This window comes from Mariniphaga anaerophila, from assembly GCF_900129025.1.
GTDB classification, from domain to species: domain Bacteria; phylum Bacteroidota; class Bacteroidia; order Bacteroidales; family Prolixibacteraceae; genus Mariniphaga; species Mariniphaga anaerophila.
Genome location: NZ_FQUM01000001.1, coordinates 603,797 through 620,536, shown reverse-complemented (window position 1 = coordinate 620,536; position 16,740 = coordinate 603,797). Strand labels below are relative to the sequence as shown.

The window sequence follows — 16,740 nt, the reverse complement described above, 5'->3', positions numbered from 1 at the left end:
CTGAATTGGAAACACAATGTAAAATTTTATAAATTGCAGGAAAAAAATGGCCGAAACTTTTATCAACAATGCCTCATTATTAATTGCATTATCTTTTTTTTATGCCATAATACGATGGTATAAGCCCAAAAGTGAATTTTATTTTCAGATAATTAGTGGAATCTGGTTTGGCTTGGTGGCTGTTGCAGCCATGATAATGCCCTACGAATACGGTCCTGGGACAATTTATGACGGACGTTCAGTAGTATTAACCCTGGCAGGTTTATGGGGAGGAGGTTATACAGCAATTCTTTCAATACTAATTGCAGGTATTTACAGAATTTATATCGGGGGAGTAGGACTCTGGGCAGGGCTGGCAACCATTATTTTCTGCAGTGCTGTTGGGCTATTGTTTCGGTTAAAATTTAAAGATAAGCTTAGTGAAGTAAAATTTTCTGTTTTCTGGATTATAGGTGTTGTGGCACACATTGTTATGCTTGCCTCTCAAATGCTTGTACCAGGCCGGCATTTTCTTATCCTGAAGGAGATTTGGCTTCCTGTAATATTATTTTTCCCTTTTGCATTTGCTTTGATATCCAGATTCTTTCAATTTATTGACAGATACATGAACAGCAATCAAAAAATTTGGGAAGCGAAGGAATTATACCGCACCACCTTGTTAAGCATTGGGGATGCAGTAATTTCTACTGACCGGAATGGTAACATAAGCCAAATGAACAATGTGGCAGAAGAACTCACCGGTTGGAGATTCCGGGACGCAAAAGGGAAAGACCTGAAAAAAATATTTAAAATAATTAATGAAGAAAGCCGACAGGAAGTCGAAAGCCCCTTTGATAAAGTGGTAAAAAAGGGAGCCGTAGTTGGGCTGTCCAACCATACATTACTGATTTCCAAAGATGGCAGAGAGATTCCTATTGCAGATAGCGGCGCTCCCATAAAAAACAGCAATGATGATATTATTGGGGTTGTTTTGGTTTTTCGCGATCAAACTGAAGAGAGGGAGCAACAGAAAAAACTGAAGGAAAGTGAAGCTAAATATCGTGAACGTGAATTCTGGCTACGGGAATCGCAAAGAGTTGGAAAAATCGGCTCGTATGATTTGGATATAAAGAATGACCACTGGTCTGCTTCAGAAGTGCTGGATGAAATCTTTGGAATATCAAAAGACATTCCACACAATCTTGAAAGTTGGCTTAAAATTGTACATCCTGAAAATAAAAATGAATTGCTTGATTATTTCATGAATTCGGTATTAAAAGAAAAAAGGTCATTTGAGAAAGAATACAGAATTATACGTCAAAATGACGGAGCAGAGTGTTGGGTTATGGGACATGGGGAACTCATTTTTAATGAAGCAGGTGAACCTGTTCGTATGTTTGGCACCATCCAGGATATTACAAAACGAAAACAATTTGAACAAAAGCTGAAAGAAAGTGAAGAACGGTTCAGAAAAGCTATACTCAGCGCTCCTATACCTGTTATGGTGCATGATGAAGCAGGGAATGTTATAACGCTAAGTGAAGGTTGGAACCATTTTTCCGGTTATCATATTGAAGATATTCCCACGCTAAAAGAATGGACCAGGAAAGCTTACGGAGAAAAGGCGGAAGAAATAGAAAATTACGTTAATAATATTTTTAAAGAAGACAAGACCGTTTTCAGTGGAGAATTTGAGATTACAACAAAAAACGGAGAAAAAAGAATCTGGAATTTTTATACAACCCCACTTGGGTTGAGCGGAAACAGGAATATCATGCTTAGCATGGCGCCCGATGTAACACAACGTATAAAAATGAAGGAGCAGCTGGAAGAAAGTGAACGTTCATACAGGTTATTATTTGAAGAACATACAGCAGCCAAATTTCTGATTGATCCGGAGACCACAGAAATAGTAAAAGCAAACAAAGCTGCTTCCGTTTTTTATGGATGGAGTATCAAGGAGTTGGAATCTATGAGCATCAACGATATAAATGTACTTTCAAATGAAGATGTAAATATTGCTATTGGGCAGGCCCGCAACAACGAGCGGATTTATTTCGAATTTAAACACCGTCTTTCCAACGGAGAGATTAAGGATGTGGAAGTATTTTCAAGCCAGACAGAATACAAAGGAAAAGTTTTGTTGCACAGTATTGTTCATGATGTGACAGAAAAAAAACGCCTGATGAATGAACTGATTGATGCCAAAGAAAGGGCGGAAGAAAGCGATCGCTTAAAATCTGCATTTTTGGCCAACATGAGTCACGAAATAAGGACACCTTTAAACGGAATTGTTGGTTTTACCAATTTGCTGACCAATGAAAAAAATCTTTCGGAGTTGGACAAACAGAGTTATTTCCGGATTATCAATAAGAGCACCGAAGGATTGCTGAAAATTATTAATGATATTCTCGATATTTCGAGACTGGAAACCGGGAAAACTGTTATTGAACAAAAAGTATTCGATGTTGGAAAAACACTTTCGTCTTTATATTTGATTTTTAATAAAAAGCTGAAAGAAGCTGGAAAAGAAAATGTTAAACTGATTCTAAATGAATTTCCGCAAAAAGTCCATCTAAATACTGATGAAAACCGGCTGATTCAGGTTTTTTCAAACCTTCTTGATAATGCACTTCGTTTTACACACAACGGAAACATCAAATTTGGTATTTCTGAAATGAAAAACGGGCATGTTGAATTTTTTACATCAGATACAGGAATCGGAATATCGAAAGAAAAACAACAAATGGTTTTTGAAAGTTTCACTCAGGCTGATTCTGGAATGACAAGAAGCTATGGTGGAACGGGGTTGGGACTGACCATTGTTAAAAAGTTGGTTGATTTACTGGGTGGAAAAATAGTCCTGGAATCAGAACTGGGGAAGGGAAGTCGTTTCTCTTTTAGCTTGCCCTATTTGTCATTGGATGATGAGCAAAAAGAAGATGAACAAAATGATGAGAAGGCACAAATAGCAATATATACCAAAATAGATACAAAAACAAAGATCCTTATTGTTGAGGACGATGAAGTAAGCCGTTTTTATTTTAAACAGATTCTGTCAAGACATTATAAAAAATTATTTTTTGCTGAAACAGGGGAACAAGCACTAAAGCTATACAGCGCTGAATCTCCCGATATTGTTTTAATGGATATTGGTCTTCCTGATATTAATGGATTGGAAATAGTAAAAAGAATCAGGGAAAAGGACCAGGAAGTAAAAATAATTGCTCAATCCGCTTATGCTATGACAGGTGATAGAGAAAAAGCTTTCCAGGCAGGATGTAGCGATTTTATTACAAAACCGGTGGAAGTAGGTTTACTTTTAAGTAAATTATTTAAAAATTGAAGGTTTGAAGTTACAAAAAAATGGACCATGCCAGTCCGTGACTGGGGCATTGTCCTAAATCAATTTTTAATTATTTTTGATGAACGATTAGATTTATATTAACAAACCGTGTTTACACACTTAGCGGGAGACTGTCTTTCAGTTCTTAATTTTGTTAGATAATTCTATAAAGTGAAGGTATCTTCTTTTGCTAATTTAAGTCCTTGTACCTTTGGTAACTTCATTACAGTCATTTTTCAAACCCGTCCGTAACATTTGTGTTTCATTCAGTATATTATCAGTACGGATGCAACAGAATATACATCGTTTCGTTTAATCTTCTCAGCCTTAGAAGAAACAACTCTGCTTACCTTCAGCAATAACAACTATAAATACAAGATACAGCAAAGTGACCAAAAAAAGGGCTATAAAAGCCCTTCATCCGCGAAGCTCATGTATCCTTCGCCGGTTATAATCAGGTGGTCTAAAAGTAACAGACCAACGGCTTTGCAGCCTTCTTTTAGTTTTTGAGTAATCGTTATATCCGCCTGGCTGGGTTTCCGGCTGCCACTCGGATGATTGTGAGAAAGCATTACGGAGGCACAGTTCGCTTTCAAGGCTGTTTGCAGAATAATCCGTATATCAACTACAGTCCCGTCCAGCCCGCCCTTGCTGATACAGCTTATTCCAAGTACGCAGTTGGCACGGTTTAGGAACAATACGTTCACTTCCTCGTGGTGTTCCATACAATCTTTATGCGCCTCGACAAATATCTGCGAGGCATCTTCTGAACATTTAACAACAAAACGTTCTGAAGCTTTTACATTGTATTTATATGACACTGTAATTTCCGGAATGGAGAAATAATTAACTTTCATAATGCAAAAATTTTAATGGTTCAACACTAATTTTTTGCTTTCACCGACACAGGTAATCAGTGACTTCGCGCAAGGTTTTTACAAAGAATACTACCCGAAGGTGTGGAGATTGTTTGTAAAACCCGCAGGGCTTGACCTTGCAGCTTGGCAGTGTTTTATCTGTAGCTTTGCCGGAAAATTAGAGGGGAGAAACTAATTTTAAACGTAAATATTACAGTACTAATAATATTATGGTTGATTCGAAGAATTGAAAAACATGTCCTACGGGGTTAGACACTTTAATTACCGTTATTATAAAATAGAAAATCATCCTATTTTTATACTCAATATCATATCATGCTACTAATAATGAGAAAAAAATACAATAACAAGCAAATAGAAGATTGGGCGACGATAGCAGTCAAAGACTGTTTGTCGATGACAGATACCCTTAGTCAATTTATAAAGGAGAATGATAAAACTCCTTCATGGGATGGTGATGTTTTAATCTATAAAAGCAATAATACTGATAAAAAAGATATTATCGGTAAAGTTACAGTTCAGGTTAAAGGAGAAATGGCTGATAATATTAACAGAAAAGCATGCTCTTTCTCTGTTGATATGGCTGACCTGGTAAATTATAAAAACAATGGGGGTACTATCTATTTCGTTGTGCTGATAAACAAAAATAACCCTAGCAAAAGAAGAGTCTTTTATGACACATTAACACCTATAAAAATTGAAAATTACATAAAAGGCCATAAAAATCAGAATTCGCGGGTCATAAAATTAAAAAGGCTTCCTGCGGATAAAGATGAAATTCAAACTATTTTTTACAATTTTAACAAAGACAGTAAAAAACAACATAGCTTTAGTAGTATACCTCCAATTAAATTGAGGACATTGTCATCAAGTAATGACATTGTAGAAATCACATCAAGTCTGACTATTTTTTCACCCAATAAAAAGCTTCCATCCACGATACAGGCATTCTTAAATCATGAGGTGTATTGGTACGCAAAAATTGCAAATAGTCCTATTCCTCACCCTATTGAATTGTTTTCTGTTATGGAAGTGATTTCAAAGGATGGGTTTCCTTCAATTATTGTTAATGGGGACAAATACGATAACTATGTAATTGAAAAAATAACGAAAGATGATATAACCATCCAGTTTGGAGAAAGTACAACATTGGTTTTTACAAAAAATAGAAAGGGAGCGAGAATGGATTTTAAGCCATCTGGCTTACTAAGAAGTAGAATAAAGGATCTTAATTTTATAATAAGCATAGTAGAAACTGGGGTGATCGTTTTTGGAGAAAATAAAAAGGTGGATTTGGGTCAAATGGTTGCTGAGACCCCATTTGACATCGTTTTGGCTAAAAAAGAATTAGAATCATATAAGCGTATTGAGCAATTTTGGAAATCATTGCATGTATCGGCGGATTTTGATATTGGAAATATTGATTCGAACTCAAGTTTAGAGGAGTTGTATCTATTAATGAAATCAATTAACGGAAAGCACCCCATTCACATTAATGTAGATGGAGAACATAGTGGTTATTTGTTTCGCAAAAGCATCTCAAACTATAAAATTTTATTCTTTTTAGATGCTGTTGACAAAGAAAAGTCCTTATACAGAATATACAATTTTTTTGATTATAAGGGGATTTTTAAAATAGCGAGAGGTAATACAGAACATATCTCATCACATTATTCAGTATTATCCCCAGATGATTATATAGAATTGTCGAATATTGATCTTTCAAAAATGCTTCAATCATATAAAGACTTGATTAGTTTAGGTGATGATATATTTGAATCTGCAAATTTTGATTTGTTAAATTTATTATTGGCCTACGATAAACATAATGACCATCCTATTGAGATACTTAATACTGCTAAAGAGATAGCGTACTGGCTTTTAAATGAAAGTGCTGAAAATTTACATGTTGAAATTAAGATTCTAAATTATCTGCAAACATTAAAACGAGAAAGAGTGCTCACAGCTGAAGAAAATAGAAAGCTTTATGAGATTGCTGAAAACGAGAATAGTAGTTTATTGGTCAAGTTGGGAGCTAATGTATTGCTTGAAAATTACATTGTAGCAAGAATCCAATTTGAACAACTTTCCCTGCAAGACCAAGAAATATTTCGATCTTTTCCTATTTATAAGTTTTGGAAATAATCGACTTTGCTCTTGGTAAATTAGGGAGGTTACCTCTATTAAAGGGGTGCGTTTCTATTACCTCTTTCATTTTGAGACTATTTGCCCGAAAATATAAAAGCAAATTGCGTTTAGGGCTTTTTGTTACTTTTTCTCCGCTCAGGTTACCGGCTCATGGAAAAAGTAACGGGCGGTTTGACCCGCCCGTCTGTTTATTTTAGTTATTTTATTGTCTCAAGTTGGTATAACATATACCTGTGGTTTTCCCCAACCGTTTGTCCCGAAGGCATTTTGTACGGACTGTTCTTGCAAAGTTCACATTGCTCTATAGCTTTGTCCAAATCCGTTACTTCAATGCTTGCTCCTGTAATATCTGTTATTGTCGTTTTCATTGTCTTACACTTTTTTCGTTGCATACCAGCTATCGGAGTAATTCTCACCCCGAAGGGAAAATACACCGGTTAAGCCACTGTTGTCTGCAAATTTTTTGGCTTCCAGTACGGAATCAAATTCGCCCAACTTCCGGAACCCGATAAAGAGTTTGTACATTTTACTTCTTTTCTCCAGCCATTTATCACGACGGCTCCGGCACTCTACTAAAGTTGGGGCCACTGTTAAAAACAGTTCCCCGTCAGTGTGCCGGTAATCGTACTGGTAAAATGTTTGATTTGGGCGGTGTGCCGGACGAAATGTTGTATAATTTTCATTCCCCTGTTCACATGTTGAACATCCATTATCATTGATTGAATTATCAGTATTCATTGTTTCTGATTTTTTAGGTTAATTTTTCAATTGTTTTTACCGGACTATTTTTTTTGAGCCATTCTTTCAGATTGTCAATATCTTCGGAAGTAATAATCGCACTGCATCCGCTTATTTGTGTAAAGCGTGAAGATTTATAGTTGTCAATCCATTCTTTCAGGTTGACCCTTTGCCATTTGGCGTAGTCCCGGACAAAGTCCCGGTTTATTTCCTGAATGGTTTTAATAAAAGTTATCCGGACAGCCTGGTATGTGTCGTCAATGATTTCCAGATGTCGGAGTGAGCCAAATCCATCGGAAAGGCGGGCAAAAGACCAGTTGTATTCATAGAATTCATTACCCCATCGGTGGGATTCATCAAAACGTACTTTCACTTGTACTGCGTGTTGGTCTTTTGTAATTTCTTCAATCACTCCGGTAACCATCATGCCAGTGAAAATACACTTGCAACGTTTTCCTATTATGGTATTATTTATTTCTGTCGGTTTCATTTTTGTATGCTTTGATTATTTGAAGTGAATTTTTCCAATTACAGCGCATCTTAATCCAGCCCGAAATAGCAGGCTAAGCGCTGTTCTTTTGACTTGGGAAATATCCAGCCTGCGATTTTCTCCCCGTTAAAGGTCAGTCGGCTGTTAAACCGCCCGCCCATCGCTTTGAGTTCGTCTTTGATTGGTTTGGTATTTCCGAAAACAGCGACCGCTTTGGCTGAATATTCCACCATTGTACAATTTGCTTTGTCTTCCAACTTGGGATTAACAGGAAGTGTTCCGCTTGGCTTATTAATACGTATGTTATCTTCGTTACCTGCGATATATGAGAATTCCTCAATGGTTCGGGTACGGTCACACACTGGCACTTTTTCAATTATCCACCCGTGATATTTGCTTTCTCCCAAATAGTAGCCTGCACCCATGCTGTATTTTTCCCGATGTTCGTAATCCTTATTGTATTCTGAGAGGTAAGCAGTTTCCTCGAAATTGGAGGCGTGTTTACGCATCTCCGAAAAGATGTCCCTTTTGTGTATGGAAAAACCTAAAATGACGGTGCGCTGTGTGCTGCTTGCAAAGTAGTCGGTTTGTATGTCGCTTTCGTCCTGCTTCAACCTTCCCACAATAACTGCCTGTGCATCTTCCGGGAATATCTCTGCAAAACGTTTGCGGCCGACCTGTTTTACTTCGCTAATTCTTATCCGCTCTTTTTCGGCTTTGTCCTCCTCCGCTTTGGCTTTCGCCTGTGCTTCCTGAAGGAGTATGGCAAGCTCAAAAGCATCCATAAATTCAGGTTTTACATCATCGTAATACCTGCCAATGCCGAATTTTTTGGACAAGGGGTTTATTATGTCGGTACTGTCCATTTCTTTGGTGTCGGTATTGATAAGGTGGTACATATACCCCCGGTTATTGATGTGTTCCACTTTGTAAACCACATACCGGGATTCATTCATAGCATAACCATAACCGATAACAATTTGATTTTCTTTCACCACCTGTACTTCGGTATCGGTGGTAGTTTTTCCGAATAGTGAATAATACTTTGCCATTGCTTTAACTTTTAAAAGATTAATAAAATCAGCAAAGCCAGAATGATTATAAGAACGACAAGAGAGACAAGACAGGAAAGCAGTTGTTTGATAACAGCCCAACCGAGGTATAAACCCAACAGCACCCAGATAAAATCTGTTCTCCAAACGTAGAAACCTAAAGCTAACAGAGCGATTTTCACAACCAGTTTTATGTTGGTTGGAAGGTAGGTAGATCGTTGTTTCCTGTTTTTTACTGTGCTTCTCATAATTTCTGACCTTTTTTTTATGCCGTATCGGAGCCGGTGAGGAGTGACCGTGTTTCAGGGGCATGAGAAAGTAGTGTTTAGCCGCTGTCAAATTTTTTGCGAAAAATACGCTCGCCCGAAGGGAAAGAGGAAGATTTTTCGCAATACCGCAGGCCTGAATTTGCGGAGGCGTAAAGAACACGGAAATACTTTCGCACCTGAATGCGGTTGCTCCGGGACGCCAGATACACTGCTAAAGGGGAAGAAATTACAGGAGAGAAGCATAGTAAAAACTAAACTGTAAACAACGGGCGATTTTGTAATGTAATCGCAATTAGAAGAATCGTTTATGTGCCAAAAGCTGCCATTATCAAGACATAAAATGTCAACACAGTATTGACTTGCAAATAGTTAATCTCTGTAGCTTATTTTTATGGGAAAGGCTAATAAACCATGAAAAACAATGGACAGGAATTAATTACCGGATACCAGGGGAAATATGATGGTAAATGAAGGAGGACATAAGATTTCACCTGAACGGGCAGTTAAACTTTTGAAAGAAGATGGAATTGATGTTACCATAGAACAGGCAAAAGTTATACTTGATTTCATGTACGAAATGGCGGAAATTGTTGTTGAACAATTTCTGGATACACCGGAATAATTTTTTAAATTTACAGGAACAAGTATAATTTATATCATGAGAATTGCAGATTTATATATTCGTGTCAGCACCGATGAACAAGCTGATAAAGGCTACTCCCAACGTGATCAGGAAGAACGGCTGACCAAGTATTGCAAAATAAACAATATCGAAGTCCGCAAAGTCGTTTTTGAGGACCATTCAGCTAAAACATTCAAGCGTCCGGCCTGGACAAAACTATTGGGAGAATTGCGCAAACACCGGGGCCAATCAGATTTAATTCTTTTTACCAAGTGGGATAGGTTTAGCCGAAATGCGGGCGATGCCTACCAAATGATAAGTAATCTTCGTAAACTGGGCGTAGAACCGCAGGCAGTAGAACAGCCGTTGGACTTATCTATCCCTGAAAATAAAATGATGCTTGCTTTTTATTTGGCTGCTCCCGAAGTGGAGAATGACCGCAGGGCGCTGAATGTATTTCACGGGATGCGCCGTGCAAAAAAAGAAGGAAGGTGGATGGGGAGTGCACCAATCGGGTACACGAATAAAGTTTCGGAAACTGGGAAAAAGTATATAGCCCCGAAAGAGATTAGCGGAAAAATCATGAAATGGGTATTTGAAGAACTTGCCCGAGGCCAGTTTAATACAGAACAAGTATGGAAAATGGCCAAAGCTAAAGGACTAAAATGCAGTAAAAACGCATTTTGGCTGGCCATCAGGAACCCACTTTATTGCGGAAAGATATTTATTCCGAGATACAAGGATGAAGAAAGTTATTTTGTTACCGGTCAGCACGAGCCGTTAATTACTGAAACTTTGTTTTACAAGGTGCAGGATATATTAGACGGACGCAAAAAGGTTCAGCGGACAAAAATACTTGTCGATGATAATTTGCCGTTAAGGGGGTTTCTTATCTGTCCACAGTGCGGAAGGTTGTTGTCGGGGAGCGCATCAAAAGGACGGACGAAATATTATCACTACTATCATTGTACCGGAAATTGTAATTTCAGACACAGTGCAATTGATTTAAACAAAAAGATTGTTGATAAAATAGGCGAATATGTACGCCCAATCCCTAAGTTGAAATTGTATAAAGAAGTTATTATGAACCGCTATAATGAAAAGACCAAAGCACAAAAGGGAGATATCCAGCAAATAAAGCTACAGTTGCAGGAAGAAAATAAACGACTTTCCAAAGCAAGGGAATTGCTTTTATGTGGAGATATTGAGGCCGAGGACTACCGCATAATGAAATCTGAAATTGAAACGCGAATTAACCGACTTGAAGCGAAATTAACAGGTTGCATAAGTGATTCTCATAACATAGACCCCTTATGGGACAAGGCTATCAGTAATATTTACCAACTGGATTTTCTGTATGAAACGGGCAATATTACCCAGAAAAGAAAAATCATTGGTTCGGTCTTCCCCGAAAAATTGACTTTTGACGGATTTCAATTTCGAACCACAAGAATAAACGAGGCATTGGAGTATATTATGCTGATGGACAATAAAATAGGAGGCAAAAAAAACGGAACAAACTCATCAATTTTGAATTTGTCCCGTAAGGTGACCCTGGAGAGACTCGAACCCCCAACCTTCTGATCCGTAGTCAGATGCTCTATCCATTAAGCTACAGGGCCATTTTTTATTCTTAGAACGTTTGTGCTAAAAGCGGTGCAAATATAATATTTTTTGCAGAACGATACCACACTTTATCTGTACTTTTCCATTTTATCGTCGATTGTTACATTTTTATGAAAATTGACCTGTATTTTCAGGTTGGTAATCATGCTCTCTGTCCCGGCTTTGTAGCAGGCTTCGTGTACTTTTTCGAGCAGTGTGGAAAGCTCTTCATACGTGCATTCTACAACCGTCTCAAAAGGGCAAACCTGATGTTCGAAACCTGTTGATTTAATGGCTGCTATTGCTTTGTCCACTAACTCATATTTTACCCTCCCGTCTGCTTCGGGCAGAACCTGAATTGCTACGTTAATTTTACTCTTCTTCCATTCCATCTCGTAGTTCCGATTTATCTTGTTTGTTAATTATATCCAAAATTTCGTTGCGCGATAAAATTTTTACGTTTGTAATAATCATATCTTCTTCCAGAAAATTACCGTACTGGTTGCACTCCTCAATAATGCTGCTGAAAACCTGTTTTATGTTTGCGGTAACCGGCAGCAAAACTAACGAAGTAGAAAATCCGTCTGAAAAATCGATGGATTCAAACTCCCCGTCTTCCGGCTTGAGTCCGAAAATCAACTCATCTTTAAGCAATTTCTGTTGCGATTTGGTCAGCATTTCGTTGCCGTGTCGGTTAATGAAAACCACATAATAGCGTAATTTTTTTCCCTTGCCGCCAAGCCCGGTCGAAATAAAAAACTGTTGCTCGTCAAGCAACGAGGTTTGAAGCAACATTCGGTTTTCCTGCAAGGCCAGCACAGCCCAGCTTCTAATGTCAGAATCAGCTTGCTCTTCAAATCTCTCAAGAGTTCTGTATGCTTTTACATCATCCATTCCGGCAAGCCCAATCAGGATTTGTTTTTTTCGCTCCAAATCGGTTTCGGGAAGAAACAGTTCGTTTGCGCACTCCAGAAAATTTTCGTCGCTTTTTTCCTCTTTTATTTTCTTCGAAAACTCAAAATATTCCATCTGAACTTCCATGTCAATCTGTTCTTCCAGAATATTGAAATTATCGGGGAGGTCTTCAAAAATTTTTTGAATGTCGTTATAGTATTCTTTGCCTTTCATTCAATTCAGTTGAGCCGCAAAAGTAACCAGAACTTCTCATATTAAGAAACAGGCCGTTCATAAACCTGTTTAAGTTCCACAGAATTTAAATATCTTTGCAGGCCTGTTTTTAATTGATTTAAATAAAAAGAGAGGAGCTGGCCAATTGTGAGGCTGAGTGAAGTAAAATATCAGGAAACAGTAATCATTACAAAAATTCTTGGTCACGGATCATTTCGCAGAAGAATATCGGAAATGGGATTTGTGAAGGGCAACGAAGTAAAGGTGATAAAAAGTGCGCCTTTCAGAGATCCTATTGAATTTAAAATTCTGGGGTACAATATTTCGTTGCGAAAATCGGAAGCAGAGTTGATTGAGGTTGTTCCCATAACCGAATTCGATACATCAAAAAACGGAAGTTACGAGGGGGTAATTACCCGTAAAATCCAGTTCGAAAATCATCCGGAGCGCTCAAAGACCATCAACATTGCCCTGGTTGGCAACCCGAACTGTGGCAAAACCACGTTGTTTAATTACATCTCAAATTCAAAAGAAAAGGTTGGGAACTACAGCGGAGTAACCGTGGACATAAAAAAGGCCGTGCTAAAAGCCAAAGGTTATACTTTTAACTTTTTCGATTTGCCCGGAACCTACAGTTTAACGGCCTATTCGAACGAAGAGATTTTTGTGAGGGAGTTTATTTACGAACAAACCCCGGATATTGTAATTAATGTAATTGACTCCACGAACATTGAACGGAGTCTTTTTCTTACAACACAACTTATTGACATGGACCTGCGCCTGGTTTGCGCTTTAAACATGTACGATGAACTGGAGCGTAAAAAGATTCAATTCAATTATAAAGAAATCTCGAAATTACTGGGAATTCCCTTTATGCCCACCATCAGCTCGAAAGGGATTGGGCTTGACAGTCTGGTGGAAAAGGCCATAGACGTTTTTGAGGGCAGGGAAGAGACGATGCGCCACGTACATATCAATTACGGGAAAAACCTTGAAGATTCAATTCGAAAGATTAGGGAGAAGGTGAAGGAAAACAAACCTGTAACCGATAAAATTTCTTCTCGTTTTATCGCGTTAAAACTGCTTGAAAAAGATCCTCACATCCAGGAACTACTTGAAAGTTATTCCAATTTTTCAGAAATAAATAGCACAACACAACGGGAAATAAAAAGAATTGAGTCGTTCTACAGCGAGCAAAGCGAAACGGTAGTTACTGATGCAAAGTATGCGTTTATAAACGGTGCACTTAAAGAAACTTTCAAAAATCCGCAGCAGCAACAAAAATCGGGGTCAGAAAAAATTGACGATGTTTTAACGCACCGGATATGGGGACTTCCCATTTTTGCCGGCATTTTATTCGTAATGTTTTTTGTTACGTTTAATCTGGGCGCTTACCCGATGGAGTGGATTGACATGGGAGTTTCTGCTCTGGGAAATTTCATTTCCGGCATAATGCCCGAAGGCATGCTGAAAGATCTGATTACAGACGGAATAATTAGCGGTGCCGGCAGCGTTTTGGTTTTCCTGCCCAACATTCTTATTCTGTTCTTTTTTATATCGCTGCTTGAAGAATCGGGATACATGGCACGGGCAGCTTTTATTATGGATAAAATAATGCATCGTTTCGGGTTGCACGGGCGCTCGTTTATTCCGTTGGTTATGGCTTTCGGGTGCAATGTGCCGGCTATTCTGGCAACGCGTTCTATGCGAAACCGAGGTAATCGTTTGCTGACGATGTTAATTGTGCCGTTTATGTCGTGCAGTGCCCGCCTGCCGGTTTATATTCTTATCATCTCTGCTTTTTTTAGTAAATACCAGGCGCTGATTTTGGTAGGAATTTATGCCGTGGGAGTTGCATTTGCATTTTTAACTGCCCAAATTCTGAATAAAACGGTTTTCAAAAACAAAGAAACTCCCTTTGTTATGGAATTGCCGTCGTATCACCTTCCCACATTCAGAAATATTGTTTACCACATGTGGGATAAAACGAAGCATTACCTGAAAAAAATCGGAACCGTAATTTTGCTGGGAGTTATTATTATCTGGGCTTTGGGGTATTTTCCCAGGGAAACAGGCCAAACAGAACAGTTCAAAACCCAGTTGAACACTATCGAAAACAATTCCGGTTTAAATGACGCACAAAAGGAGCAATTAATTTACAACGCTGAACGCGAAATGGAAGCCGACCGGCTGGTCAATTCCTATCTAGGACGAATAGGGCAGTGGATTGAACCGGTCATGCGCCCGTTGGGTTTCGATTGGAAAATGAGTATCAGCCTGGTAGCCGGACTTCCGGCGAAAGAAATTGTGGTGAGCACAATGGGTGTTTTATACCAGAGCAATGCCGATGAGTCAACCGTTAATCTTCAACATAAATTGCAGGATGAAGTCCATTCGTCGGGCAGGTTAAAAGGAGAAAAAGTTTTTACCACGTCTGCGGCGCTGTCATTTTTAGTTTTCATTTTGCTTTATTTTCCGTGCATTGGGGTGGTGGCAACCATAAAAAACGAAGCCGGCTCCTGGAAATGGGCAGCCTTTGTAATTTTCTACACTACTGTGCTTGCCTGGATAACCGCATTTTTTGTTTACAATATCGCAAACCTTTTTCTGTAATGTTATGGTACAGGAAGTAATAACATACATTATTGTGGCGTTTGCTGTTGGTTTGGCCTTTTATAAAGGCTACCTGCGCCTTAAGCGAAAAAGGCTTATTAAATCGGCAAAGGGCGAGAGCAGAACGTCAACCGGACAGGCAGATTGTTCCGACTGCGCTGCTGATTGTAGCCTTCGTGATGCTTCGTCACAAACAAAGGAAGGTGATTCCCGGCCGTGCAAAAAGAATTTCGATAACTCTAACTGTTCCTGAGGTTGTGAATTGTTTCTTGCGGATTTTCTGAACCGAACACAAAACTTCCTGCCACCAGAACGTCAGCTCCTGCTTCAATCAATTCTTTCCCGGTTTGATAGTTTACCCCGCCGTCTACTTCAATTAAACAATTGGGATTGTTTTCCTGAATCAGTTTTTTTAGTTGTTTAACTTTTTTGTAGGTGTTTGGAATGAATTTCTGCCCGCCAAATCCGGGATTTACAGACATCAGCAGAACCATGTCCAGTTCAGAAATAATTTCTTCTAAAAGAAAAACAGGCGTGTGCGGGTTTAAACAAACGCTGGCTTTCATGCCGTTCTTTTTAATTTCTGAAACTGTTCGGTGCAGGTGCTGGCAGGTTTCGTAATGAACGGTTAACCATGCGGCGCCGGCTTTTGCAAATGCTTCAATATATTTATCGGGATTTACAATCATCAGATGTACATCCAGTGGCTTTTTTGCTACCTTATTTACGTGTTCAACAATTGGCATCCCAAATGAGATGTTCGGCACAAACACTCCGTCCATTACATCGCAGTGAATAAAATCAGCTTCACTTTCGTTTAACATTTGAATTTCGTTCCCCAGATTATTAAAGTCTGCGGATAGAATGGAGGGTGCGATTTTTGGTTTTGTCATAAAACAGAAAGGTTATTGCCCAAGATAGGCTTTCAGTAAACGGTTCCGGTATTGGTTCCTTAATTTTTTGATGGATTTTTCTTTAATCTGGCGGACTCTTTCGCGGGTAAGTCCAAACTCATCTCCAATTTCTTCGAGTGTATGTGGAGAGCATCCGTTCAATCCAAAATAATAGCGGAGTATTTCTGCTTCCCGGTCTCCCAGTGTAGAAAGCGAGCGCTCAATTTCTTTACGCAACGAGGTGTTAATAAGCCCGGAGTCGGGGCTGGGAGAGTCTTCGTTCAACATCACGTCGTACATGTTGTTTACCTCTTCGTCGCGTAAGGGGGCATCCATAGAAACGTGTATGTTGGAAAAATTCATGGCATCTTCAACCAGCTCAGCACTCGATTCCATCATTTCGGCTACTTCGTCAACCGTGGGGTCGCGCTGATATTGTTGCTCCAGTTTGTTGAACGTTTTATTGATCTTGTTAATGGAGCCGATTTTGTTTAGAGGAAGGCGTACAATTCGTGATTGTTCGGCTAATGCCTGCAAAATAGATTGGCGAATCCACCAAACCGCGTAAGAGATAAATTTGAATCCTCGCGTTTCGTCAAATCGTTCAGCAGCCTTTATCAGCCCCAGATTTCCTTCATTAATTAAATCTGGTAAACTTAGTCCCTGGTTCTGATACTGTTTTGAAACGGATACAACAAAGCGTAAATTGGCTTTTATTAATTGTTCGAGGGCTTGTCTATCTCCTTTTTTAATTCGTTTGGCCAGTTCAACTTCTTTTTCAGCAGACAACAACTCAACCTTCCCAATTTCGTGCAAGTACTTATCAAGCGACAATGTGTCACGATTTGTAACCTGCTTGGTAATTTTTAGTTGTCTCATACAGTTGGTTTTATCACAATGGGTCTAAAAACTAAGTAAAATCAAATTGAAATAACAGGCTCAAAAATAATACAGTTTTTAAAATAATTATACGAAATAT

The 16,740-nt window shown here is 38.7% G+C and carries 16 protein-coding genes and 1 tRNA gene; 6 read left to right on the top strand and 11 right to left on the bottom strand.

Going from position 1 to position 16,740, the window contains the following annotated elements; translation table 11 throughout:
* The first annotated feature begins 46 nt into the window (after positions 1 to 46).
* Complete coding sequence (locus BUB08_RS02495) at positions 47 to 3,325, top strand: PAS domain S-box protein (protein WP_072998585.1); 3,279 nt, start codon at positions 47 to 49, stop codon at positions 3,323 to 3,325.
* A gap of 404 nt (positions 3,326 to 3,729) precedes the next feature.
* On the opposite strand, the gene BUB08_RS02490 is transcribed toward BUB08_RS02495, so the two are convergent.
* Positions 3,730 to 4,182, bottom strand: coding sequence for a JAB domain-containing protein (locus BUB08_RS02490; RefSeq protein ID WP_072998583.1), 453 nt, complete (start codon positions 4,180 to 4,182; stop codon positions 3,730 to 3,732).
* 417 nt (positions 4,183 to 4,599) lie between these two features.
* Here BUB08_RS02490 and BUB08_RS02485 point away from each other — a divergent pair, with 417 nt between their 5' ends.
* A complete protein-coding gene (locus BUB08_RS02485; protein WP_175549925.1) occupies positions 4,600 to 6,348 on the top strand; it encodes a hypothetical protein in 1,749 nt (582 codons plus the stop codon).
* A gap of 200 nt (positions 6,349 to 6,548) precedes the next feature.
* On the opposite strand, the gene BUB08_RS02480 is transcribed toward BUB08_RS02485, so the two are convergent.
* From BUB08_RS02480 to BUB08_RS02460, 5 genes are read right to left on the bottom strand one after another with little or no spacing between them, the layout of a single operon-like run.
* Positions 6,549 to 6,719: an NADH-quinone oxidoreductase subunit F gene (locus BUB08_RS02480; protein ID WP_072998898.1), complete on the bottom strand. Its 171-nt coding sequence runs from the start codon at positions 6,717 to 6,719 to the stop codon at positions 6,549 to 6,551.
* Positions 6,720 to 6,723: 4 nt separating this feature from the next.
* A complete protein-coding gene (locus BUB08_RS20745; RefSeq protein ID WP_083570527.1) occupies positions 6,724 to 7,089 on the bottom strand; it encodes a DUF3873 family protein in 366 nt (121 codons plus the stop codon).
* A gap of 13 nt (positions 7,090 to 7,102) precedes the next feature.
* Positions 7,103 to 7,579 (bottom strand): DUF7258 domain-containing protein, encoded by a 477-nt coding sequence (locus BUB08_RS02470; protein ID WP_072998579.1) that lies wholly within the window; start codon positions 7,577 to 7,579, stop codon positions 7,103 to 7,105.
* Between the two features lie 50 nt (positions 7,580 to 7,629).
* On the bottom strand, positions 7,630 to 8,631 hold the full coding sequence (locus BUB08_RS02465) for a fusion protein (RefSeq protein WP_072998577.1): 1,002 nt from the start codon (positions 8,629 to 8,631) through the stop codon (positions 7,630 to 7,632).
* 11 nt (positions 8,632 to 8,642) lie between these two features.
* The gene (locus BUB08_RS02460; protein ID WP_072998576.1) at positions 8,643 to 8,879 is read right to left on the bottom strand and encodes a hypothetical protein; all 237 of its coding nucleotides are present in this window, start codon (positions 8,877 to 8,879) and stop codon (positions 8,643 to 8,645) included.
* Positions 8,880 to 9,357: 478 nt separating this feature from the next.
* Between BUB08_RS02460 and BUB08_RS20310 the strand changes: the two genes are divergently transcribed.
* Both BUB08_RS20310 and BUB08_RS02450 read left to right on the top strand, forming a co-directional pair.
* The gene (locus tag BUB08_RS20310) at positions 9,358 to 9,522 is read left to right on the top strand and encodes a hypothetical protein (RefSeq protein ID WP_175549881.1); all 165 of its coding nucleotides are present in this window, start codon (positions 9,358 to 9,360) and stop codon (positions 9,520 to 9,522) included.
* Between the two features lie 36 nt (positions 9,523 to 9,558).
* Complete coding sequence (locus tag BUB08_RS02450) at positions 9,559 to 11,106, top strand: recombinase family protein (RefSeq protein ID WP_072998896.1); 1,548 nt, start codon at positions 9,559 to 9,561, stop codon at positions 11,104 to 11,106.
* Here the strand turns inward: BUB08_RS02450 and BUB08_RS02445 are convergent.
* The 3 genes from BUB08_RS02445 to BUB08_RS02435 form a co-directional block, all read right to left on the bottom strand.
* Positions 11,072 to 11,144: transfer RNA gene (locus BUB08_RS02445), tRNA-Arg, on the bottom strand. The two genes, BUB08_RS02450 and BUB08_RS02445, sit on opposite strands and share 35 nt — an antisense overlap.
* Positions 11,145 to 11,216: 72 nt before the next feature.
* Positions 11,217 to 11,519 carry a thiamine-binding protein gene (locus BUB08_RS02440; protein ID WP_072998572.1) on the bottom strand — a complete coding sequence of 101 codons (303 nt, stop codon included), beginning with the start codon at positions 11,517 to 11,519 and terminating at the stop codon, positions 11,217 to 11,219.
* Positions 11,500 to 12,255 carry a hypothetical protein gene (locus BUB08_RS02435; RefSeq protein WP_072998570.1) on the bottom strand — a complete coding sequence of 252 codons (756 nt, stop codon included), beginning with the start codon at positions 12,253 to 12,255 and terminating at the stop codon, positions 11,500 to 11,502. The genes BUB08_RS02440 and BUB08_RS02435 overlap by 20 nt, the downstream gene beginning before the upstream one ends.
* 147 nt (positions 12,256 to 12,402) lie before the next feature.
* Here BUB08_RS02435 and feoB point away from each other — a divergent pair, with 147 nt between their 5' ends.
* Together feoB and BUB08_RS02425 are read left to right on the top strand one after the other, a co-directional pair.
* Positions 12,403 to 14,868 carry a ferrous iron transport protein B gene (gene feoB, locus BUB08_RS02430; protein WP_072998569.1) on the top strand — a complete coding sequence of 822 codons (2,466 nt, stop codon included), beginning with the start codon at positions 12,403 to 12,405 and terminating at the stop codon, positions 14,866 to 14,868.
* Positions 14,869 to 14,872: 4 nt separating this feature from the next.
* Positions 14,873 to 15,121, top strand: coding sequence for a hypothetical protein (locus BUB08_RS02425; RefSeq protein WP_072998567.1), 249 nt, complete (start codon positions 14,873 to 14,875; stop codon positions 15,119 to 15,121).
* On the opposite strand, the gene rpe is transcribed toward BUB08_RS02425, so the two are convergent.
* Both rpe and BUB08_RS02415 read right to left on the bottom strand, forming a co-directional pair.
* Positions 15,108 to 15,761, bottom strand: a complete 654-nt coding sequence (rpe, locus tag BUB08_RS02420) for a ribulose-phosphate 3-epimerase (protein ID WP_072998566.1) — start codon at positions 15,759 to 15,761, stop codon at positions 15,108 to 15,110. The two genes, BUB08_RS02425 and rpe, sit on opposite strands and share 14 nt — an antisense overlap.
* 12 nt (positions 15,762 to 15,773) lie before the next feature.
* Entirely contained in the window at positions 15,774 to 16,640 is an 867-nt protein-coding gene (locus BUB08_RS02415) for a sigma-70 family RNA polymerase sigma factor (RefSeq protein ID WP_072998564.1), read from the bottom strand.
* Positions 16,641 to 16,740 lie beyond the last annotated feature (100 nt).